This is a genomic window from Leifsonia stereocauli (genome assembly GCF_038432415.1).
Taxonomy (GTDB): Bacteria; Actinomycetota; Actinomycetes; order Actinomycetales; family Microbacteriaceae; genus Orlajensenia; species Orlajensenia stereocauli.
Genome location: NZ_JBCAUN010000002.1, coordinates 412,318 through 434,477 on the forward strand (window position 1 = coordinate 412,318; position 22,160 = coordinate 434,477).

The following is a 22,160-nucleotide window of genomic DNA, read 5'->3' on the forward strand; positions in this document are numbered from 1 at the left end:
GTCATCGCCAGTGCGTTACTTACCGATTGTAACCAACGCGGCGGCAATCGCCGCCCTACTCCCATAGAAAGTCGTTTCACCATGATCATCGTCCTCTGGATCGTCACCGGTCTGCTCGCCCTCCTGTTCGTCGCCGCCGGCGCCATGAAGACAGTGCGTTCCCGCGCCGCCCTCCAGCCCAGCATGGGCTACGTCGAGGACTTCAGCGACGGCCAGGTGAAGACCATCGGCATTCTCGAGGTGCTCGGCGCCGTCGGCCTCGTGCTGCCCATGGCCACCGGCATCCTGCCCTGGCTCACGCCCGTCGCGGCCTTCGCGTTGTTCGTCACCATGGTCGCCGCGTTCTTCGTGCACCTGCGCCGTGGCGAGGCGCGCCAGACGGCGCCCGTGTGGGTGCTCGCCGCCCTCTCGCTCGTCGTGGGCATCGGGTGGGTGGTGGTGCTCCTCGGTCACTGAGGCCCGACTCCTCAGCGAGCGTGAAGGTCCTCCAGCATCGCCATCGCCGCGTTGTGCCCGCCGATGCCGCTGACGGCGCCGCCGCGGCGCGCCCCCGATCCGCACAGCAGGATGCGCGGGTGAGCCGTGGCCACGCCCCACCGCTCGGCGGCGGTGCCTCGCGGGTCGTCGTCCTCGAGGAACGGCCACGACAGCGGCCCGTGGAAGATGTTGCCGCCGGGCATGTTCACCGCCCGCTCGATGTCGAGCGTGGTCTTGGTCTCGATGCACGGCCGACCTTCGGCATCCGTCATGATCACGTTCTCGATGGGCTCGGCGAGCACCGAGTTCAGTGATGCCAGCACGGCATCCTGCAGCCGTGCCCGCAGGTCGTCGTTGTTCTCCTCTGTGATCAGGCGATGCGGAACGTGCAGCCCGAAGACCGTGAGGGTGTGGGCTCCGGATGCCGCGAGCTCAGGTGACAGGATCGACGGGTCGCTCAGCGAGTGGCAGTAGATCTCGCACGGCAACGGATGCGGGATGGCGCCGCCGGCGGCGGCCGTGAAGGCGTCGCCGAGCTGTGTGTAGAGCTCGTTGATGTGGAACGTGCCGCCGAATGCGGCCTCGGGGCTGACGCTCGCGTCGCGCAGCCGCGGCAGCCGGCTGAGCAGCAGGTTGACCTTCACCTGTGCGCCCTCGGGAGCTGGCAGCTCGGCCGTCGACTCTCCGAGCAGGCGCTGCAGTACCACCGGTGCCACGTTCGCGAGCAGGCTGTCGCCGCGCACCTCGTGGTCGGCGCCCTCGAGCGAGTACCTGACGCGGCCATCAGGCCTGACCGCCGTCACCTCGGCGCCGGTCACGATGCGCGCCCCGGCCGCCCGGGCAGCCCGCTCGAGCTCGCCGCTGACGGCGCCCATGCCGCCGATCGGCACGTCCCAGTCGCCGGTCCCGTTGCCGATCACGTGGTACAGGAAGCAGCGGTTGGCGTCGAGCGATGCGTCGTCGAGCGCAGTGAAGGTGCCGATGAGGCCGTCCGTCGCGACGACGCCGCGCACCAGGTCGTCGCCGAATCTGGCGCTGATCGCCTCGTCGAGGGGCAGCTCGAAGATCTGGTCCCACACTTCCTCGTCGACGAGGCGTCGCGCCTCGGAACGGGTCGGCAGCGGCTCGAGCACAGTCGGGAAGAGAGCCCGAGCCACCGCGGCGGTGTCGGCGTAGAACGCGTCCCACGCGTCGGCATCGGCCTCGGCGTCGATGGCCTCGAACGACGCCCGGGTGGCGGCGGCATCAGCGTTGTCGACGAGAAGTCCCCGTTCCGGATGCCGCGGGTCGGGCGTGTACGACGAGAAGCGTCGGCGCACCAGGCCGATCTCGAGGCCGAGCTCCTCGATGATGCGCGCAGGCAGGAGGCTCACCAGATAGGAGTAGCGCGAGAGGCGCGCATCGACGCCGGCGAAGGCCTGCGCCGAGATGGCGGCGCCGCCCACGTGGTCGTCGCGTTCGAGAACGAGCACGCTGCGCCCGGCCTGCGCGAGGTACGCGGCGGCGACGAGGCCGTTGTGGCCGCCCCCGATGATGACGATGTCGTGGGCGGCGTCAGCGGTGCTCATGGGTCGACCCTATGCGACCGGTCGGTGGGGTGGTCGCGACCACCTCCTCCACCCCACGCCGGTCAGCGAAGAATTACTTACCGGTCAGTAAGTGTTTCTGCTACATTGACCTCGTCATCCCCCATTCGGGTGGGGATGACGTTCCACGAGATCCGGCACAGCGCAGTCGCCAGAGTCGTTCGGCGCATGGGCCCAGTTCAAAGGAGAACGTCCCCGTGAGAGTCCCATCCCCTGCCCCGCAGGGAGCGCCATCGCAGCGACGCCCGCTGCGTGCCCTCGGTCTCGGCGTGAGCGTGTTCGCGCTCGTCGCCAGCGGTGCCGTCGTCGCGACGCCTGCCCATGCCGATCCCACCAACCCCGACTTCGGGCCGAACGTCACGATCTTCGACCCGAGCACGCCCGTCGACGAGATCAACGCGACCCTGGCGTCGTTCGCGAACGAGGCCGAGTTCAGTACCAACCGGCATGCGGCATTCTTCAAGCCGGGCACCTACGGCAGTGCCGCGGGGGAGAACGACCCGGCCACGGCCACGGGCATCGTCAACGCCGAGGTGGGCTACTACACGTCGATCTCGGGGCTGGGTGCGTCTCCGGAGGACGTGCACATCAACGGCGCCCTCCACGTCGAGCCCGTGCGGGCCTGCGAGCCGAACCCCTGGGACTGCCAGTCGCCCGGATCCCTCACCCGCTTCTGGCGGTCGCTCTCGAACATGAGCATCAACCCCATCCAGCGCCCGCTCGGCATCGATGCCGACAGGCCCTTCCCGAGCGGGGTGACCGATCCGCACCAGATGAGGTGGGCGGTCTCGCAGGCCGCTCCGCTGCGCCGAATGAACATCGAGGGATCCCTCACGTTGTTCGGCCGGGTCGGCGAGTACGCGAGCGGTGGCTACATGGCCAACTCCGCGGTGTCGGGAACCGTGGTCAACGGGTCCCAGCAGCAGTGGTTCACCCGCGACAGCAGCGTCGGCACCTGGGAGGGCGGCGTCTGGAACGTCACCTCCGTCGGTGTCGAGGGCGCTCACGCCGGGACCCCGGCCGGATCGGGCGATGCGGCGACTCCGCTGTACACGACGGTCGCCGAGACGCCCGTCACCCGCGAGTCGCCGTTCCTCTACCTCGACGGCGACGAGTACAAGGTGTTCGTGCCGAAGGCCAAGACGAACAGCTCGGGAGTCGACTGGTCGACGGATGCGGCATCCGGCGACGCGATCTCGATCGCCGACTTCTTCATCGCCAAGACCGGCGACACGGCAGCGCAGATCAACGCTGCGCTCGCTGCGGGCAAGAACCTCCTCGTGACCCCCGGTGTGTACAACCTCAGCGAGGCGATCTCGGTGACCCGTGCAGACACCGTCGTGCTCGGCCTGGGCCTCGCCACCCTCGTGCCCACGAACGGCAACGCGGCGATCGACATCGCCGACGTCACCGGTGTGAAGGTCGCCGGCCTCACGGTCGACGCCGGGGAGGTCAACTCCCCGGTGCTCGTCAAGGTCGGCCCGACGGATGCCTCAGCCAGCGATGCCGCAGACCCCACCACGCTCAGCGACGTGTTCGTGCGCGTCGGCGGCGCCCACGTGGGTCGGGCGACGACGAGCATCGAGGTGAACAGCGACGACGTGCTGCTCGACCACATCTGGGCCTGGCGCGCGGATCACGGCGATGGCGTGGCCTGGGACTCGAACACCGGTGACCACGGAGTCGTCGTGAACGGCGACGACGTCACTGCCCTCGGCCTGTTCGTGGAGCACTACCAGAAGGCCCAGACCGTGTGGAACGGCAACGGCGGAACCACGCTCTTCTACCAGAGTGAGCTCCCGTACGACCCGCCGAGCCAGGCCGCCTGGTCAGACGGCGACCGCCTCGGCTACGCCTCGTACCAGGTGGCACCGGGAGTGACATCGCACTCGGCATCCGGACTCGGCATCTACTCGTTCTTCAACCAGAACGTCGACATCCGCGTCGAGAGTGGAATCCAGGCGCCGAAGTCGGCCGGGGTGCAGTTCACCAACATGGTGAGCGTGTTCCTCAACGGATCGGGCGGCATCAACCACATCATCAACGACGCCGGGCTCCCTGCCGTCGGCAGCTTCGCCTCACCCGGCCTGCTGTCCTACCCACCCGCTGACACACAGGCTCCGACCGTGGCGATCGCCGCTGCGCCGGCAACACCTGACGGGTCGAACGGCTGGTACCGCAGTGGAGTGTCGCTCACTGTGACGGGAAGCGACGACTTCACGCCGCTCACCCTCGAGGCGAACGTCGACGGGGCCGGCTGGACCGCCGTCACCGGACCGATCGCCCTCGCCGACGGCACCCATTCAGTGCAGGCGCGGGCGACTGATGGCTCGGGCAACGTCTCGGCCGTGGCCGGGTGGAGCGGCAAGGTCGACGGGGTGGCTCCGGTCGCGACCGTCGCGTTCGACGCGACGTCGCGGAAGGCATCCGTCACCGCAGCCGACGGCGCCGGGTCGGGCGTCTCGGGCATCGAGTACCGCCTCGGCAGCGGAGCCTGGCAGGCCTACACGGCTCCCGTGGCCGTGGGCGATGCCGCCACGACCTTCGGGTATCGGGCGACGGATGCCGCAGGCAACAGGTCGACCGACGGTTCGCTGTCGGTTCCGGCCAAGGTCGCCGGCAAGGTACCGCTCGCCGTCGCCGCAGCCTCGCTGTGCATCAACGGCAAGGTGTCGGTGGCGGTCTACGCACTGAACATCGGCAAGGCGAAGGCCGACATCCGTCTGACCACGAAGTGGGCCGACGCGAAGTTCACCGGTGTGGGCTTCGGCAAGGCCGTGTACAAGCTGTTCCCGACCGGTGCGAAGTCGGTGCCCAAGGGAACCGCGACCGTCGCCGGGTACACCTACGTGAATGGCGTGGGCTCGTACTCGACGTACACGCCGGGCTACGCGGCGCTGAACTGCGGACGTCGCTAGGACTGCGGCTCGCGCACGGCACCGCCCACCGGCGTTCGGGTCCGGTGGGCGGTGCTGCGCCGCTGCCTCCCGCTCGCTGAGGCCCGGACGGAGTCCGCGGTCGAAGCGCGTCGGTGGGTGCGGGTCGTCGTGAATGCGCTTCGGACGGTCGCTTCGCTCGGTCCTCAGCGAGCGGGGGACCGCGACGGCCCCGCGACCAGTTCCACGGCCTGCGCCAGCGCCTCGCGGCAGACCGCGACGGCCTGGCGGTCGGCGCTCGAGCGCCGCGCGGCGGTGAAGATCGTGCGGTGGGGGTCGCCCGGCAGGTCCACCATGTGCACAGTCGGCGCCTCGCCGGCCCACACGAGGTCGGGCAGCAGGCCCACGGCATTGCCCGAGTGGATCAGCCTGATGTGCGCCATCAGGTCCGCTGTCTCGAAGCGCACGTCGGGCTCGAAGCCGGCCGCGCGGCAGAGCTGCATGGCCCACTCCCGCGATGCCGTGCCGACGGGCTCCATCACCCACGGTCGCCCTTCGGAGAGCCGTCGAAGTGACGCGAATGGTCCCTCGTCATCGTCGGTCGGAACCATTCGCGTCATCTCGACGCCGTCGGGGGAAGGTGCGGCGGCGACCCCCAGCCTGATCGCATCACCGCCCAGCACGACGCGATCGAGGTCGCGCCGGTGCGCGCGGGTGTGGCCGGGGTACTGCTCGGCGATCACGAGGTCGAAGTCGCGCGCCGAGACCTCGAACAACCCGGCCTCGGGCTCGCGCTCGGTCACCTCAATGCGCAGCTCAGGGTACTCCTCGCGCAGGATCGTGAGCGCGGCGGGCAGCAGAGCGTGCGCCGCCGACTGGAACACGGCCAGCCGCACGGTTCCGCGCACCTCGGTGAGCGACGACGCCACCTCGTCCTCTGCTCGTTCGAGGATGTCGAGAACCTCCTCGGCGCGCGCCACGAGGAGCTCGGCCTGTGGGGTGAGGATGACCCGGCGGCCGGACTTCTCGAGCAGCGGCACCCCCGCTTCGGCCTCGAGGAGAGACAACTGCTGCGACACCGACGACGGCGAGTAGGCCAGCGCTTCGGCCACGGCGGCGAGGGTTCCGCGCAGCTTCACCTCCCGCAGCAGGCGCAGGCGTCTGACGTCCAGCATCCGTCACCTCCCAATTCATCAGCCAAACTAACGGATACTGGTGGGAAAGCTTCGCTTTACCCGACGAAACGGATGCCTGACACTGTGCTGAGAGAGCCTCTCCCGGTGGGTGCTCCCGCGAGAAAGAACTAATGTCATGACCATGTCGAGCACGCCCGTCGAGTCCCAGGCCGACCTCGCGAACGAGACCATCGCGCTGGTGCGCCGCTGGCTCGCGCAGAGTGCGGAGATCCCAGCCGACCCATCGGGCGAGCGTCTCGCGGGTGTGCTCAAAGACCCCAACGGGCTCGACTTCACGGTCGGCTTCGTCGACGGCGTCATGCGCCCGGAAGACCTCATGGTCGCCGGGCACAACCTCGCGAAGGTGGCCCCGAAGGCACCGGCCTTCCTGCCGTCGTACATGCGGGGTGCCATCGGACTCGGCGGCGCCCTCGGCCCCGTCGTTCCCTGGGTGGTCATCCCGGCCGCCCGCCGGGTGCTGCGCCAGATGGTGGGCCACCTCGTCGTCGACGCGACTCCGGACAAGCTCGGCCCGGCCATCGAGCACCTGCGCTCCACCGGCAACAGGCTGAACCTCAACCTGCTCGGCGAGGCCGTGCTCGGCGACAGGGAAGCCGACCGTCGACTGGCGGGAACCCGCGAGCTCCTCGCCCGCGACGACGTCGACTACGTCTCGATCAAGGTGTCGAGCGTGGTGAGCCAGCTCTCCATGTGGTCGTTCGACGAGGCCGTCGAGCGCGTGGTCGAGCGCCTCACGCCGCTGTATGAGCTGGCGGCGTCCGCGAAGACGACGAAGTTCATCAACCTCGACATGGAGGAGTACCGCGACCTCGACCTCACCATCGCGGTCTTCGAACGCATCCTCGACCAGCCGCAGCTGCTGCACCTGGAGGCCGGCATCGTGCTGCAGGCCTACCTGCCCGACGCCCTCGGCGCCCTGCAGGGGCTGACGAGCTGGGCGCAGGGTCGCCGTGCCGGGGGCGGAGCACCCATCAAGGTGCGCATCGTCAAGGGCGCCAACCTCGCCATGGAGAACGTCGACGCGGCCATCCACGACTGGCCCCTCGCCACCTACGACTCCAAGCAGCAGAGCGACACCAACTACAAGCGCGTGCTCAACTGGGCCTTCACCCCCGAGAACACCGACGCCGTGAAGATCGGCGTCGCCGGCCACAACCTCTTCGATGTCGCCTACGCACACCTGCTGGCGAAGCAGCGCGGCGTGAGTTCCGCCGTCGACTTCGAGATGCTGCTGGGCATGGCGACGAACCAGGCCGAGGCCGTGCGCCGCGACGTCGGGCAGCTGCTGCTCTACACGCCCGTGGTGAACCCGGCCGAGTTCGACGTGGCGATCGCGTATCTCATCCGTCGCCTCGAGGAGAACGCCAGCACGGAGAACTTCATGTCGGCGGTCTTCGAGCTCACCACCTCCGATGCCCTGCTGAAGCGCGAGACCGACCGCTTCCTCGCATCGCTGGCCGATCTCGACGACACGGTTCCCGGCCCGAACCGCACGCAGGACCGCTCGCAGGCGACGGAGCTGGCTCCGCTGCCCGGTGCACCTGTGACGACGCTCGCCGCCGAGCACACCGATCCGACCCTGACGGGCGCGCTCCTCGGCATCACGCGCGGATCTCGGGGCGACGGCCCGGCAGCCGCGCACTCCGCCGCATCCGGTCGCTTCCACAACGAGCCAGACACCGACCCCGCCCTGCCCGCGAACCGGGCGTGGGGCCGTCGCATCCTCGGCCGTGTGGCCGCGTCGACTCTCGGCTCAGACACCATCGCGGCTTCGCAGGTGACGGATGCCGCCACCCTCGACGCCCTCATCGCCTCGGTCTCCGCCGCGGGCCGGGCCTGGGGTCAGCGCACCGGGGCCGAGCGCGCGGCCATCCTGCACCGCGCGGGCCTGGCCCTCGCCGCCAACCGGGACCGCCTCATCGAGGTGGCGGCATCCGAGACCGGCAAGACCATCGCCGAGGCCGACCCCGAGATCAGCGAGGCCATCGACTTCGCCCACTACTACGCCGAGCGCGCCATCGAGCTCGACAGGGTGCAGGGCGCCCTGTTCGTGCCGGCGCAGCTCACCGTGGTGACGCCTCCGTGGAACTTCCCGGTGGCCATCCCGGCCGGGGGAGTGCTCGCTGCCCTCGCGGCAGGTTCCGGAGTCATCATCAAGCCCGCGAGGCAGGCGCAGCGCACCGGCGCCGTCATGGTGGAGGCACTGTGGGAGGCCGGCGTTCCGCGCGACGTGCTCGCGCTCGTCGACCTCGCCGAGCAGGACTTCGGACAGCAGCTGGTGGCGCATCCGTCAGTCGACAGGGTCATCCTCACCGGAGCCTACGAGACGGCGAAGCTGTTCCGGTCGTTCCGCCCCGACCTGCCGCTGCTCGCCGAGACCAGCGGCAAGAACGCCGTGATCGTGACGCCGTCGGCCGATCTCGACCTGGCGGCATCCGACGTGATCAAGAGCGCCTTTGGGCACGCCGGTCAGAAGTGCTCGGCCGCCTCGCTCGTCATCCTCGTCGGCTCGGTGGCCAAGTCGGAGCGGTTCCGCAACCAGCTCGTCGACGCCGCGACCTCCATGCGCGTCGGCTACCCGGAGGACCCGACCACGCAGATGGGTCCGATCATCGAGCCCGCGAGCGGCAAGCTGCTCAACGCCCTCACCGAGCTGGGCATCGGCGAGGAGTGGCTGGTCGAGCCGAAGCAGCTCGATGACACCGGGCGGCTCTGGTCTCCCGGCATCCGCACGGGCGTCGCCCCGGGCTCGTACTTCCACCTCACCGAGTTCTTCGGTCCCGTGCTCGGCGTCATGCACGCACGCAACCTCGAAGAGGCCATCCGCTTTCAGAACGCGGTGGACTACGGCCTCACCGCAGGCCTCCACTCCCTCGACAGCGACGAGCTCGCCCACTGGATCGACACCGTCGAGGCCGGGAACCTCTACATCAATCGGGGAACCACCGGCGCAATCGTGCAGCGCCAGCCCTTCGGAGGTTGGAAGCGCTCGTCGGTCGGCGCCGGAACCAAGGCCGGCGGACCCAACTACCTGTTCGGGCTCGGCACCTGGAAGACGGATGCCGGCAACAGGTCGAAGACGCTGCACCTGCGTGGCCTCGACGACCGAGTGACCGACATCATCGAGGCGTCGCAGGCCTCGCTCGGCTACGAGGAGTTCGACCAGCTGCGGCGGGCAGCCCTCTCCGACGCCATCGCCTGGCGCGAGGAGTACGGGGTGGTGCGCGACGTGTCGCAGCTCGTGCTCGAGCGCAACGTGTTCCGCTACCTGCCGGTGCCCGTCGCCGTGCGCGTGGCCGACGACGCGTCGCTCGTCGATGCGCTGCGGGTCATCATCGCGGCGACTCTGTCGAAGTCCGAGTTCACGGTGTCGATGCCGACAGCGCTGCCGGCATCAGTGCAGGGATTCCTCGACATCCGCGATGTGCCCGTGACAGTGGAGACGGATGCAGCCTGGCTGGCCGGGCTCGCATCGTCGACCTCGACGCTGCGCGACGAGCAGGGGCCGAAGCGCCTGCGCCTCGTCGCCGCCGGCTCGCGTGACTCGCTCGCGACGGCTGTCGCCGGAGCGCTCGACGGCACGCCCGACGTGGCGGTGTACGCGCACGAGGTGACGCAGTCTGGGCGGGTCGAGCTGCTTCCGTTCCTGCACGAGCAGGCCATCTCGATCACGGCGCATCGCTTCGGCAACCCGAGCACGCTGTCGGACGGCGTGATCTAGGGCTTCGTTCCCGCCTCTTCCGCTCGCTGTCGGCCTCGCTCGCTGAGGGCCGAGCGGGTGACCGCCCGAAGCGCTTCTTGACGCGCTTCGGCCGCGGACTTCGTCCGGGCCTCAGCGAGCGAGGACAGACCTCGTAGCAGGCCTCAGCGAGCGGGCGGGGTGCGTCCGGGCCTCAGCGAGCGACTGAGCGGGCGGGACTAGTTCCGCCCGCGGTTCTGCCGCCGCACCGTGCGCGGCGCGCGACCTCCGATGAAGGACTGCGCTGCATCGACGGCGAAACCCTGCTCGAGCGCCTCGCGGCCGATCAGCATCCGGAAGCCCATCGAATCCCGATTGGTGAGAGTGACCTCGGCCGTCAGCGCCTTGCCGAGCAGCACGATGTCGAGCAGTACCACGATGCGCTCCTCGCTGTGCCCCGAAGAGCTGCGCACCGAGCGACGGTCGAGCACGGGGCACTCGACCGTGACGGCGTCTTCGTCGCTGCCCTGCCAGGGCTGCACACCGAAGCGCACGAACGACTCCCCATCGCGCTCGAACTCCTCCATGTCGAAGGCGTGGAGCGAACTGGTGCGGGCGCCGGTGTCGAGTTTGGCCTTGATCCATGGAACGTCGATCGCCGGCAGTGCAACCCACTCGCGCCAGCCGGCGATGGTGCTTGAATGGACAGGTTCGCTCACCCGTCCATCTTGTCAGGGGCACCCGTTGAAACTCGCGATCCTCTCGCGCGCCCCGCAGGCGTATTCCACCCAGAGACTTCGCGCAGCAGCGCTGCAGCGCGGTCATCAGGTGAAGGTCCTCAATACCCTGCGCTTCGCGATCGACCTCTCGGGGGCAGAGCCCGACCTGCAGTATCGCGGTCGTCGGCTCTCCGACTACGACGCCATCCTGCCGCGCATCGGCAGCTCGATCACCTACTTCGGCACGGCCGTGGTGCGCCAGTTCGAGCAGATGGACGTCTACACGCCCAACACCGCCAACGGGATCACGAACGCTCGAGACAAGCTGCGCGCGAGCCAGATCCTCTCGAGGCACAACATCGGCATGCCGGCGACGGCCTTCGTGCGCAACCGCGCCGACGTGCGGCCCGCCATCGAGCAGGTCGGCGGTGCGCCCGTCGTCATCAAGCTGCTCGAGGGAACCCAGGGCATCGGCGTGATCCTGGCACCGCAGGTGAAGGTCGCCGAGGCCATCATCGAGACTCTGCACTCGACCAATCAGAACGTGCTCATCCAGCGCTTCGTGGCCGAGAGCCGTGGCAAGGACGTGCGTGCGCTCGTGGTCGGCGATCGGGTCGTCGCCGCGATGCGCCGCACGGCGAACGGCGACGAGTTCCGCTCGAACGTGCACCGCGGCGGCAGCGTCGAGGCCATCGAGCTCTCGCCGGAGTACGAGCAGGTCGCCGTGCGCTCCGCCCAGATCATGGGCCTCAAGGTCGCCGGTGTCGACATGCTCGAGGGCAATGACGGCCCGCTGGTCATGGAGGTCAACTCCTCGCCCGGCCTGCAGGGCATCGAGACCGCCACCAATCTCGACGTGGCCGGCGCCATCATCGACTACATGGCGAACCAGGTCGCCTTCCCCGAGATCGACGTGCGTCAGCGCCTCACGGTCTCGCGCGGTTACGGTGTGGCCGAGCTGCTCGTGCACGCCGGGGCCGACCTCGTGGGCACGACCATTGCCGAGTCGGGGCTGACCGAGCGCGACATCACCGTGCTGACGCTGCACCGCGGCACCTCCGTCGTGCCGAACCCCCGCGGCCACGTCGAGCTCGAGGCCGGCGACAGGCTGCTCTGCTTCGGCAAGCTCGAGGAGATGCGCTCGATGATCCCCGAGCGGCGCAAGCGCCGGGCGAGGGTGCGGAAGCTGCCCAAGGAGCCGCTGCCGGACTAGCCGCTCGCTGAGGACCGGACGAAGTCCGCGTTCGAAGCGCGTTGCTGGCCTGTACGCACGGTGCTGAAGCGCTTCGACCGCGCGCGCTTCGCGCGGGCCTCAGCGAGCGGGAGGGGTCGCGCGCAACGCCGCCTCGACCAGCGCCAACGCCTCGTCGGCGTCGACACCCAGCTCGCGGACCCTCGCAGCGTACGCTGCGGCCGCCGTCTGCGCGTGCCGATGAGTCACGTCGCCGGATGCCGACACCAGCGTTCCCGCGCGCCCGCGCGTCTCGATGACGGCGTCGGACTCCAGCGCCCTGTACGCCTTCGCGACGGTGTTGACCGCCAGCCCCAGCTGCTCGGCCAGGGCTCGGACCGTCGGCATCCGTTCTCCGGCGACGAGGTCTCCGGAGCGGACGGCGGCGATGACCTGCGTGCGGATCTGCTCGTACGGCGGCTGCGACGACGCGGCGTCGATCGCGACGGAGATCACGCGGATCAGTCCTCGTGGGCGCGCTGCACCAGCCGGGTGAGCACGATGGCGCTGCGGGTGTGGTCGACGTTGGCGGCCAGGCGCACCTTCTCGAGCGCGGCCTCGAGGCTCGCGATGTCGCGCGAGCGCATCTGCACGATGGCGTCGGCGCTGCCGGTCACGGTGCCGGCGTAGACCACCTCGGGCACCGCCGAGAGGATGCGCTGCAGCTCGTCGGGTGACACCGTGCCCCGGCAGAAGACCTCGACCCACGCCTCGGTGGTCGTGCCGTCGACGGCAGGGTCGACGTGGATGGTGAAGCCGCGGATGACGCCGTCGGCCACGAGGCGGTCGACGCGACGCTTGACGGCGGATGCCGAGAGTCCGACCACCGACCCGATGTCGCCGTAGCCTGCTCGGGCGTTCTGGCGCAGCTCGTCGAGGATTCGGCGGTCGATGTTGTCCATCCGAGAAGTCTAAGCGCGATCCTTGCGTGATGTCGCGTGCGTACGCATGCATGCTGCGCTCAAAGACGAGAACTTCGAGATAGCTGCGTGTGACACTGGAGGTGGCGTCTGGTGTCCATCTCGGTGGATGCCGGCTCATCAGAGCGACCTGGTCCGCCACTCCTGCGATTGTACTTCGAGCCACGAGGAGACGGCCATGACGGACATCGTCGACGACACGATCACCCAGCCGGGCGGCATCCGCCCCACCCGCACACCCACCACGCGTTCGGTGCTGATGTGCAGCCCCGAGTTCTTCACGGTGGTGTACCGCATCAACCCGTGGATGGATCCGGCCCTGCCCACGGACACGAACCTCGCGGTCGACCAGTGGTCCGTGCTGCACCAGACCTACCTCGACCTCGGCTTCGACGTGCACCTCATCGATCCGATCCCCGGGTTGCCCGACATGGTCTACGCGGCCAATGGCGGCATGGTCATCGACGGCATCGCTTACGGCGCCAGCTTCACGCACCCCGAGCGGCAGCCCGAAGGCCCGGCCTACATGGACTGGTTCCGCGCGAACGGTCTCGACGTGCGCGTGCCCGAGCAGATCAACGAGGGCGAGGGTGACTTCCTGCTCGTCGGCGACACGATCCTCGCGGGCACCGGATTCCGCAGCGACTCGCTCAGCCACGGCGAGCTCGCCGCCATCTACGGTCGCGAGGTTCTCACCCTGCGGCTCGTCAATCCGAGCTTCTACCACCTCGACACCGCGCTCGCCGTGCTCGATTCGACGCCGGGCCAGGAGCACATCGCCTACCTCCCGAGCGCCTTCGACGCCCGCAGCCTCGACCTTCTCGAGGAACGGTATCCGGATGCGGTCATCGTGACGGAGACTGATGCCGCCGTGCTCGGCCTCAACTCCTTCAGCGACGGCTACAACGTCGTGATCGCCTCCCGCGCTGCCGACTTCGGGCGCCAGCTGCGCGAGCACGGCTACAACCCCATCGGCGTCGACCTCTCCGAGCTCCTCCTGGGCGGAGGCGGCGTCAAGTGCTGCACCCTGGAGCTGCGACGATGACCACCACCGACAACCTCCGCTCAACCGATGACGCAGTCGAGGGCCCTTCGTCCGATTCCGCAGGCACGGGGTTCTCCTCCGAAGTCTCGGGGTTCGGTGGGCATCCTTGGGCGGAGACTTCGGAGGAGAACCCCGTGCCGACTTCAACAAGCGCCGAGGCGACTCCCACGAGCGCCCAAGCCACTCGAACGAACGCCCTCATCGCCGAGGAAGAGGCTCACGCCGCCCACAACTACCACCCGCTCCCCGTCGTGGTGTCGTCCGGCGATGGAGCCTGGGTCACGGATGTCGACGGCAAGCGCTACCTCGACTGCCTCGCCGCCTACTCGGCCGTGAACTTCGGGCACTCCAACCCTGTACTGCTCGATGCGGCCCGCGCCCAGCTCGGCCGCATCACCCTGACCAGCCGTGCCTTCCACAACGACCAGCTCGGCCCCTTCGTCACCGAGCTCGCGGCCCTCGCCGGCAAGGACATGGTGCTGCCCATGAACACCGGGGCCGAGGCCGTCGAATCGGGCATCAAGGTCGCCCGCGCGTGGGGGTACAGGGTCAAGGGCGTCGCCCCCGAGCAGGCGAACATCATCGTGATGGCCGGCAACTTCCACGGACGCACGACCACGATCATCTCCTTCAGCGACGACGCCGACGCACGCGACGACTTCGGCCCGTACACCCCGGGCTTCCGCATCGTTCCCTACGGCGATGTCGCCGCCATCGAGGCGGCCATCGACGAGAACACCGTGGCCGTGCTGCTCGAGCCGATCCAGGGCGAGGCGGGCATCGTGGTGCCGCCCGCCGACTTCCTGCCGGCCGTGCGCGAGCTCACCACCCGGCTCGACGTGCTGTTCATCGCCGACGAGATCCAGTCGGGACTCGGCCGCACCGGCGCCACCTTCGCCTGCGACCTCGTGGGCGTCGTACCCGACCTCTATCTGCTGGGCAAGGCGCTCGGCGGCGGCATCGTTCCGGTCTCGGCCGTCCTCGGCAACGCCGACGTTCTCGGGGTTCTCACCCCGGGGCAGCACGGCTCGACCTTCGGCGGCAACCCGCTGGCCGCATCCGTCGGCATCGCAGTGGTACGGATGCTGGCCACCGGCGAGATGCAGGAGCGGGCGCGGGCGCTGGGCGACCACCTGCATTCCGCCCTGACCCGACTGATCGGCTCGGGAGTCGTGGCCGTGCGCGGAGCCGGGCTCTGGGCCGGAATCGACATCGACCCGGCGCTGGCCTCGGGCCGCGAGGTCTGCGAGGCGCTCATGGAGCGCGGCGTGCTCGCGAAGGACACGCACGGGTCGACCATCCGTCTCGCACCGCCTCTCGTCGTGTCGCAGGACGACCTCGACTGGGCCGTCGAACAGCTGCGCCTCACGCTTGCCGAGTTCGGGCGGCCGGCGAGCTGAGCGCAGGGTTCCTCCTTCACGGCGTTCGCTTCACTCCGTCCCTTCTGCGGGCGGGCCGGCAATCGCTTCTGAGCGTGGACTGTGCCGCATCCGGCTGCAGTGCCAGACTGGAGCGATGAGCAGCTCTCCCGAATCTCCGGTCGTCGACGAGGAGCCGCTGGACCCGAAGCTCGATCACGGGTTCTTCGGTCAGCCACGACCCCTCGCCACGGTCTTCGGTGTCGAGATGTGGGAGCGCTTCAGCTTCTACGGCATGCAGGGCATCCTGCTCATCTACCTGTACTACTCCGCGGCGGAGGGCGGCCTCGGCCTGCCGCAGGCGACCGCGGCCGGCATCGTCGGCGCCTACGGCGGTGCCGTGTACCTCTCGACCATCCTCGGAGCATGGGTCGCCGACAGGTTGATGGGCTCGGAACGGGTGCTGTTCATCAGTGCCGTCGTCATCATGCTCGGCCACATCGGGCTGGCCCTGCTGCCCGGATTCTCCGGCGTGATCGTGGGACTCATCCTCGTCGCCGTCGGCTCCGGAGGGTTGAAGGCCAACGCAACGAGCGTCGTCGGAACCCTCTACAAGGCTGATGACCCGCGCCGTGACGCCGGCTTCTCGATCTTCTACCTCGGCATCAACCTGGGCGCGTTCCTCGGCCCCATCCTCACCGGACTGCTGCAGTCGACCCTCGGCTTCCACTGGGGCTTCGGCCTGGCGGCGGTGGGCATGGCCATCGGCCTGACGCAGTACGCCTTCGGACGCAAGAATCTCCCCGCGGCCTCGCACCGCATCGCGAACCCCCTTCCGGCCGGCAGGCGACCGCTCGTGATCGGCGTCGCCGTGGCCGCCATCGCGATCATCCTGGTGTGCGTGTTCACCGGCCTGATCACGACGACGAACCTCGCCATCATCGTGATCTCCCTGACGGTGGTGGCCGCCGTCGCCTACTTCGTCGTGATCCTCGCGAGCAGCAAGATCGACGCCACCGAGCGTTCGCGGGTCTTCGCCTTCATCCCGCTGTTCATCGCGAGCGTGGCGTTCTGGTCGCTGTACCAGCAGCAGTTCACCGTTCTCACCATCTACTCCGACGAGAAGCTGAACCGCAGCCTGTTCGGCTGGGAGATGCCGGTGTCGTGGGTGCAGTCGATCAACCCGATCTTCATCATCATCCTGTCGGGAGTGTTCGCCGCCATCTGGACGAAGCTCGGCACCCGCCAGCCGTCGACGCCGGTCAAGTTCGCCCTGGGAACCATGATCATGGGTGCGGCGTTCCTCCTCTTCCTCCCGTTCGCCGGGGGAGGAGCGAACTCGACGCCGCTGCTGGCGATCGTGGTGATCCTCCTGGTGTTCACAGTCGCCGAGCTGTTCATCTCACCCGTCGGGCTCTCCGTGGCGACCAAGCTCGCCCCACGCGCCTTCACCACGCAGATGGTGGCGCTGTTCTTCCTGTCGGTCGCGCTCGGCTCCGCCATCTCCGGCCAGCTCGCCTCCCTCTACGACATCGACAACGAGGTGCCGTACTTCGGCGTGCTGGGGGGCATCGCCATCGTGCTGGGCGCGATCCTGCTCGCGTTCGCGAAGCCGGTCCTGAGGCTCATGAAGGGCGTGCGGTAGCGGCTATTCCGTCGGCGCTGCCGGCGCCACGAGCTGCCACAGGTGCTGGATCGCAGCTGCCATGTCGATCGAGGGGTCGAGCATCCACTGCGTCTGGAGGCCGTCGGTGACGGCCAGCACGATGGAGGCCAGGAGGTCGGGGTCGACGTCGGGGGCGATGCGGCCGGCGTCCTGTTCGGCGCGGATGGCCGCGCTGTAGCTCTCCCGGAAGATCCTGTAGCGCTCGACGAAGAAGTCGTGCGCCGGATGCTCGGGGTCGCCAGCCTCTGTGGAGATCTGAGCGTAGAGCTGCACCAGTCCCGGCACCTCGGTGTTGTGCCTGACGACATTGATCAGTCCATCGATCGGGGCCGTCGCCTCGAGGTCGAAGGCGTCCCGATCGACCTCGTCACGCTTGCGCAGGATCTCCTGGAACAGCTCCTCCTTGGAGGAGAAGTAGTGCAGGAGCCCCGCCTGACTGAGGCCGACCTCGTCGGCGAGCTCGCGCACAGAGGTGCGGCGGTAGCCGTTGCGCGCGATCACCGCGAGGGCGCTCGTCAGGATCTCCTCGCGTTTCGCCACGCCCTTCGCGTACTGCCCCCGTGCTGTCATGCCTCGATCGTAGGGCGGAGTGCTTGAGATTGAAAACCGAGCGATGTATGGTTTTAGCGCCGGCACACCGTAGAGCCGACCTCGAGCCATACGAGACGACAGTGACGTCAGCCCCACCTGCCGACGCCGCTGTCGCACCAGAAGGAGCAGAATGACCGACACGACCACGACGCAGTCCACGGCATCCGTCGACGAGACCCTCGCGGCCCTCACCCTGGAGGAGAAGGCGTCGCTCACCAGCGGCGCCGACTTCTGGACCACGAAGTCGGCACCCGGCGTGCCGTCGATCATGCTGACGGATGGCCCGCACGGCGTGCGCAAGCAGCGTGCGAACGGCGACCACCTGGGCATCACCGACAGCGTTCCGGCCACCTGCTTCCCGCCGGCCGTGGCGCTCGGCTCCAGCTGGGACGTGAGCCTGCTCGAGCGCGTGGGCATCGCCCTCGGTGAGGAGTCCGTCGCCGAGAACGTGGGCGTCCTGCTCGGCCCCGGCATCAACATCAAGCGCTCCCCGCTCGGCGGCCGCAACTTCGAGTACCTCTCAGAAGACCCGATCGCCTCGGGCGTGCTCGGCTCCGCCCTCGTGCGCGGCCTGCAGAGCCAGGGCGTCGGCGCATCGCTCAAGCACTTCGCCGCCAACAACCAGGAGGCCGATCGCATGCGCGTCTCTGCCGACATCGACGAGCGTCCGCTGCGGGAGATCTACCTGCGCGGCTTCCAGCGCGTCGTCGAGGACGAGCAGCCCTGGACCGTCATGTGCTCCTACAACCGACTCAACGGCGTCTACACCTCTGAGGACCCCTGGCTGCTGAACACGGTTCTGCGTGACGAGTGGGGCTTCACCGGCCTCGTCGTCTCGGACTGGGGCGCCGTCAATGATCGCATCGCCGGCGTCGAGGCCGGCCTCGACCTCGAGATGCCGTCGAGCAGCGGACGCACCGACGCCCAGCTCGTCGAGGCCGTGCGCTCGGGGGCTCTCGCCGAGTCCGTGGTCGACACCGCCGCCCGCCGGGCCATCGACCTGGCGTTCAAGGCCGTCGCCGGTGCCCGCGACGACGTAACCTACGACGTCGACGCCCACCACGCCCTCGCCCGCGAGGCCGCCGGCGCATCGATCGTGCTGCTGAAGAACGACGGCGACCTGCTGCCTCTGGCGACGGATGCCGCTGTCGCCGTGATCGGCGAACTCGCCCGCACGCCCCGCTACCAGGGCGCCGGCTCCTCGCTCATCAACCCCACGAAGCTCGACAACGCGCTCGACGAGATCCGCGAGCTCGCGGCATCCGGAGCCGGGACCGTCACCTTCGCCGCCGGCTACACGGCCGATGGCGGCGAGGACGCGGCGCTCGTGGCCGACGCCGTCGCTGCCGCTGCCGCTGCATCCGTCGCCGTCGTCTTCGTCGGAGTGCCTGCCGAGCAGGAGTCCGAGGGCTTCGACCGCGAACACATCGAGCTGCCCGCCGAGCAGCTCGCCCTGCTCGACGCCGTGATCGAGGCCAACCCCAACACCGTCGTGGTGCTCTCGAACGGTGGAGTCGTGCGCCTCTCGGGATTCGCCGACAGGGTTCCCGCCATCGTCGAGGGCTGGCTGCTCGGCCAGGCAGGCGGCGGTGCGGTCGCCGACGTCCTCTACGGAGCGGTGAACCCGTCGGGACGCCTGCAGGAGACCATTCCGGTGCGCCTGCAGGACACGGCGGCCTATCTCGACTTCCCGGGTGAGCACGGCCACGTGCGCTACGGCGAGGGCCTCTTCGTGGGCTACCGCTGGTTCGACGCCCGCGAGATCGAGGTGTCGTTCCCCTACGGCCACGGCCTCTCGTACACGACCTTCGACTACTCCGACGTCTCCGTGACGACGGATGCCGCCGGCCTGGTCGTGCGCCTGACGCTCACCAACACCGGAGGACGTGACGGCGCCGAGGTCGTTCAGGTCTACACCTCGCTGCCCGGCTCGGCCGTCGTGCGTGCCCCGCGCGAGCTCAAGGGATTCACCAAGGTCGCCCTCGCCGCCGGTGAGAGCCGGGCCGTCGAGGTGGCCGTGCGCCGCGAGGATCTCGCCTACTTCGACACCCGCGTCGACCAGTGGGTCGTCGAGGGCGGCTCGTACACGGTGGAGGTCGGGGCGTCGAGCCGCGACATCCGTGGCACGTCGTCCGTCGAGGTCTCGGGCGATGCCGTTCGCGTGACCCTCGACATGAACTCGTCGATCGGAGAGCTGATGGCGCACCCGGTCGCCTCGCAGTTCATCATGCAGGCCATGGCATCACAGGGTGAGGGGTTCACCTCCGCCCTGATGGACGACCCCGGCATGTTCAAGATGATGGAGTCGTTCCCCATCGGACGCCTCGCAGGCTTCCCCGGCATGGGCATCGACCGCGACCAGATCGGGCAGCTGCTGGCGGCGGCGAACGCGGCCAGCTGATCGGACACGCTCGCTCGGTCCTCATGACCCGCCCGTTGAGGGCCGAGCGAAGCGACCGCCCGAAGCGCAACCAAGGTGGCGCGACCGTCGATGCGCTTCGACCGCGCGCTGCGCGCGGGCCTCAGCGAACGGGAGAGGCGGCGGGGACCGCCCCCTACTTCTTGACCGGCGCCTTGCGAGGCGCAGCCGCCCGCGGGGTGCGCACGACAGTGGGCTTCGCGGAGGCCGCAGCGGCAGCGGCATCCGTCACCCCGCGCGCGATCGGCGTGAGGCGCGCGAGCTGCGTGACGTGCTGGGGGCCGAGCTCGTCGAGCGAAGCCACCTCGAGCAGCTTCATGGTGCGCACGATCTCGGTGCGCAGGATCTCGATGGTCTTGTCGACGCCGCGTCGGCCGCCGGCCATGAGTCCGTAGAGGTAGGCGCGTCCGATGAGCGTGAAGCGCGCGCCGAGCGCGATCGAGGCGACGATGTCGGCGCCCGACATGATGCCCGTGTCGAGGTGGACCTCGAGGTCGGAGCCGACCTCGCGGGCGACATCCGGCAGCAGGTGGAAGGGGATCGGTGCGCGGTCGAGCTGGCGTCCGCCGTGGTTCGAGAGCACGATGCCGTCGACTCCGCGGTCGGCGAGCAGCTTCGCATCCGCGACGGTCTGCACGCCCTTCACCACGATCTTCCCGGGCCAGATGCCGCGGATGATGTCGAGGTCGTCGAAGGAGATCGTGGGGTCCATGGCCGAGTCGAGCAGTTCGCCGACGGTGCCGCCGGTTGACGACAGCGAGGCGAACTCGAGCTTGGGCGTGGTGAGGAAGTTGATCCACCATGCCGGCCGCGGCAGAGCGTTGATCACCGTGCCCGGGGTGAGCTGCGGCGGGATCGAGAAGCCGTTGCGCTTGTCGCGGTGACGGGCGCCGGCCACGGGGGTGTCGACGGTGAAGAACAGGGTGTCGAAGCCGGCGGCGGCAGCGCGGCGGGCGAGCTCGTAGGAGATCTCGCGCTCGCGCATCACGTAGAGCTGGAACCAGTTGCGGCCGACCGGATTGGCCTTGCGCACGTCCTCGATCGACGTCGTGCCGAGGGTCGAGAGGGTGAACGGGATGCCGGCGGCTCCGGCGGCACCGGCTCCGGCGACCTCGCCCTCCGTCTGCATCATGCGGGTGAAGCCTGTCGGCGCGATGCCGAACGGCAGGGCGCTCGGCCCGCCCAGCACCTGGCGGGTGGTGTCGACGACGGGAACGTTGCGCAGGATCGACGGGTGGAACTCGATGTCCTGGAACGCCTGCCGCGCTCGCTTCAGCGAGATTTCGCCCTCGGCCGAGCCCTCCGTGTAGTCGAACGGCGCCTTGGGCGTGCGGCGCTTCGCGATGGCGCGCAGGTCTGCGATGGTGAGCGCCTTCTCGAGCCTGCGATCGGTCGGGTTGAACGTCGGCGTCTTGAATCTCATGAGCTCGGCGAGCTCGGCCGGCTTCGGGATCTGGCGCTGGACCATGGGGTTCCTCACTGTTCTGCTGTGCGCCGGGAGAGGGCGATGTGCCCGGTTCCGGTGGGGGCGGCGACGACAGCTGTCGTCTCGGGTGTCGGCGGGGCCTCGGCGACGAGGGCCGTCTGCGTGTAGTAGCCGGTGATGTGCGAGTGCACGCGGGCGCGGGCAGTGAGGGCGTCGCCGGCCGCGATGGCACCCAGGATGCCCCGGTGCTCCTCGCGCAGTCGCTCAGCCGTCGCCTCCCAGTCGTCGATGACGGCGAGGCCGGCCTGAACGTAGCCCTCGATCGACGAGCGCAGGCCGGCCATCATCGCCGTCACGACCTCGTTGCCGGATGCCGCTGCCAGCGACACGTGGAACGCGGCGTCGAGCGCCAGGAACTCCTGCGGGGTGAGCTCGGGGGAGTCCATCGCGTCGAGCAGGCGCTCCGACTGCTCGAGGTCGGGGCTCGCGGAGTCGGCGACGTCGGCCACGACCGCGGCCTCGAGCACGAGGCGGGTCTTCACGACGTCGCGCACCCGGAATCCCTGGGCTGCGACCTGCAGCCGGAGCAGTGCGCTCATGGCGCCCTGCGGGGTGGCGACGATGATGGCGCCGGCGTTCGGGCCCGATCCGGTCTGGGTGCGGATGAGGCCCATGGCCTCGAGCACGCGCACCGCCTCGCGCACGCTCGAGCGACCGACACCGAGATCGGAGGCGAGAGTGCGCTCGGGCGGCAGGTGATCGCCGGGGGAGAGGGTGCCGTCGAGCAGCTGCGCCTCGACGTGCGCCAGCACGGACTGCCAGGCGCGGAGGTCGTCGACGGGGGCGGGGATGGTCGCTGCATCGGTCGAGCTCATTCCGGCACCGCCTCTCTGTGGTCTGACCACAGTACCGCTGTGGTCTGACCACATGCAAGCGCATCGCCCGGTGAGACCGGGTCGCACCCCAGCGGC

At 69.2% G+C, this 22,160-nt stretch carries 16 protein-coding genes; 8 read left to right on the top strand and 8 right to left on the bottom strand.

Annotation, left to right across the window (positions count from 1 at the left end; translation table 11 throughout):
* The first annotated feature begins 81 nt into the window (after positions 1-81).
* On the top strand, positions 82-456 hold the full coding sequence (locus AADV74_RS10860; RefSeq protein WP_342113916.1) for a DoxX family protein: 375 nt from the start codon (positions 82-84) through the stop codon (positions 454-456).
* 11 nt (positions 457-467) lie between these two features.
* On the opposite strand, the gene AADV74_RS10865 is transcribed toward AADV74_RS10860, so the two are convergent.
* The gene (locus AADV74_RS10865) at positions 468-2,045 is read right to left on the bottom strand and encodes a phytoene desaturase family protein (RefSeq protein ID WP_342113918.1); all 1,578 of its coding nucleotides are present in this window, start codon (positions 2,043-2,045) and stop codon (positions 468-470) included.
* A 215-nt stretch (positions 2,046-2,260) separates the two neighbouring features.
* Here AADV74_RS10865 and AADV74_RS10870 point away from each other — a divergent pair, with 215 nt between their 5' ends.
* The gene (locus tag AADV74_RS10870; protein ID WP_342113920.1) at positions 2,261-4,981 is read left to right on the top strand and encodes an OmpL47-type beta-barrel domain-containing protein; all 2,721 of its coding nucleotides are present in this window, start codon (positions 2,261-2,263) and stop codon (positions 4,979-4,981) included.
* 164 nt (positions 4,982-5,145) lie between these two features.
* On the opposite strand, the gene AADV74_RS10875 is transcribed toward AADV74_RS10870, so the two are convergent.
* Complete coding sequence (locus tag AADV74_RS10875; protein ID WP_342113921.1) at positions 5,146-6,114, bottom strand: LysR family transcriptional regulator; 969 nt, start codon at positions 6,112-6,114, stop codon at positions 5,146-5,148.
* A gap of 142 nt (positions 6,115-6,256) precedes the next feature.
* Here AADV74_RS10875 and AADV74_RS10880 point away from each other — a divergent pair, with 142 nt between their 5' ends.
* Positions 6,257-9,856 carry a proline dehydrogenase family protein gene (locus tag AADV74_RS10880; protein WP_425287291.1) on the top strand — a complete coding sequence of 1,200 codons (3,600 nt, stop codon included), beginning with the start codon at positions 6,257-6,259 and terminating at the stop codon, positions 9,854-9,856.
* Between the two features lie 197 nt (positions 9,857-10,053).
* Here AADV74_RS10880 and AADV74_RS10885 read toward each other — a convergent pair whose 3' ends face one another.
* Positions 10,054-10,533, bottom strand: a complete 480-nt coding sequence (locus AADV74_RS10885) for an ATP-dependent zinc protease family protein (RefSeq protein ID WP_342113926.1) — start codon at positions 10,531-10,533, stop codon at positions 10,054-10,056.
* Positions 10,534-10,558: 25 nt separating this feature from the next.
* Between AADV74_RS10885 and rimK the strand changes: the two genes are divergently transcribed.
* Positions 10,559-11,746 carry a 30S ribosomal protein S6--L-glutamate ligase gene (rimK, locus tag AADV74_RS10890; protein ID WP_342113928.1) on the top strand — a complete coding sequence of 396 codons (1,188 nt, stop codon included), beginning with the start codon at positions 10,559-10,561 and terminating at the stop codon, positions 11,744-11,746.
* A gap of 99 nt (positions 11,747-11,845) precedes the next feature.
* Here rimK and AADV74_RS10895 read toward each other — a convergent pair whose 3' ends face one another.
* Positions 11,846-12,220, bottom strand: coding sequence for a GntR family transcriptional regulator (locus AADV74_RS10895; RefSeq protein ID WP_425287292.1), 375 nt, complete (start codon positions 12,218-12,220; stop codon positions 11,846-11,848).
* A 5-nt stretch (positions 12,221-12,225) separates the two neighbouring features.
* The gene (locus AADV74_RS10900) at positions 12,226-12,666 is read right to left on the bottom strand and encodes an Lrp/AsnC family transcriptional regulator (RefSeq protein ID WP_055824204.1); all 441 of its coding nucleotides are present in this window, start codon (positions 12,664-12,666) and stop codon (positions 12,226-12,228) included.
* A gap of 196 nt (positions 12,667-12,862) precedes the next feature.
* Between AADV74_RS10900 and ddaH the strand changes: the two genes are divergently transcribed.
* The 3 genes from ddaH to AADV74_RS10915 all read left to right on the top strand — a co-directional run bounded on the left by ddaH (position 12,863) and on the right by AADV74_RS10915 (position 16,732).
* Positions 12,863-13,729, top strand: a complete 867-nt coding sequence (gene ddaH, locus AADV74_RS10905) for a dimethylargininase (RefSeq protein ID WP_342113933.1) — start codon at positions 12,863-12,865, stop codon at positions 13,727-13,729.
* A 200-nt stretch (positions 13,730-13,929) separates the two neighbouring features.
* Positions 13,930-15,129, top strand: coding sequence for an ornithine--oxo-acid transaminase (gene rocD, locus AADV74_RS10910; protein WP_342115150.1), 1,200 nt, complete (start codon positions 13,930-13,932; stop codon positions 15,127-15,129).
* A 115-nt stretch (positions 15,130-15,244) separates the two neighbouring features.
* Entirely contained in the window at positions 15,245-16,732 is a 1,488-nt protein-coding gene (locus AADV74_RS10915) for a peptide MFS transporter (protein WP_342113935.1), read from the top strand.
* A gap of 3 nt (positions 16,733-16,735) precedes the next feature.
* Here AADV74_RS10915 and AADV74_RS10920 read toward each other — a convergent pair whose 3' ends face one another.
* Positions 16,736-17,323 (bottom strand): TetR/AcrR family transcriptional regulator, encoded by a 588-nt coding sequence (locus AADV74_RS10920; protein WP_342113937.1) that lies wholly within the window; start codon positions 17,321-17,323, stop codon positions 16,736-16,738.
* A 151-nt stretch (positions 17,324-17,474) separates the two neighbouring features.
* Between AADV74_RS10920 and AADV74_RS10925 the strand changes: the two genes are divergently transcribed.
* Entirely contained in the window at positions 17,475-19,745 is a 2,271-nt protein-coding gene (locus AADV74_RS10925) for a glycoside hydrolase family 3 C-terminal domain-containing protein (protein ID WP_342113939.1), read from the top strand.
* Positions 19,746-19,899: 154 nt separating this feature from the next.
* On the opposite strand, the gene AADV74_RS10930 is transcribed toward AADV74_RS10925, so the two are convergent.
* Both AADV74_RS10930 and AADV74_RS10935 read right to left on the bottom strand, forming a co-directional pair.
* The gene (locus AADV74_RS10930; RefSeq protein WP_342113940.1) at positions 19,900-21,231 is read right to left on the bottom strand and encodes an alpha-hydroxy acid oxidase; all 1,332 of its coding nucleotides are present in this window, start codon (positions 21,229-21,231) and stop codon (positions 19,900-19,902) included.
* Between the two features lie 8 nt (positions 21,232-21,239).
* Complete coding sequence (locus AADV74_RS10935) at positions 21,240-22,064, bottom strand: FadR/GntR family transcriptional regulator (RefSeq protein ID WP_342113942.1); 825 nt, start codon at positions 22,062-22,064, stop codon at positions 21,240-21,242.
* Between the last annotated feature and the right edge of the window lie 96 nt (positions 22,065-22,160).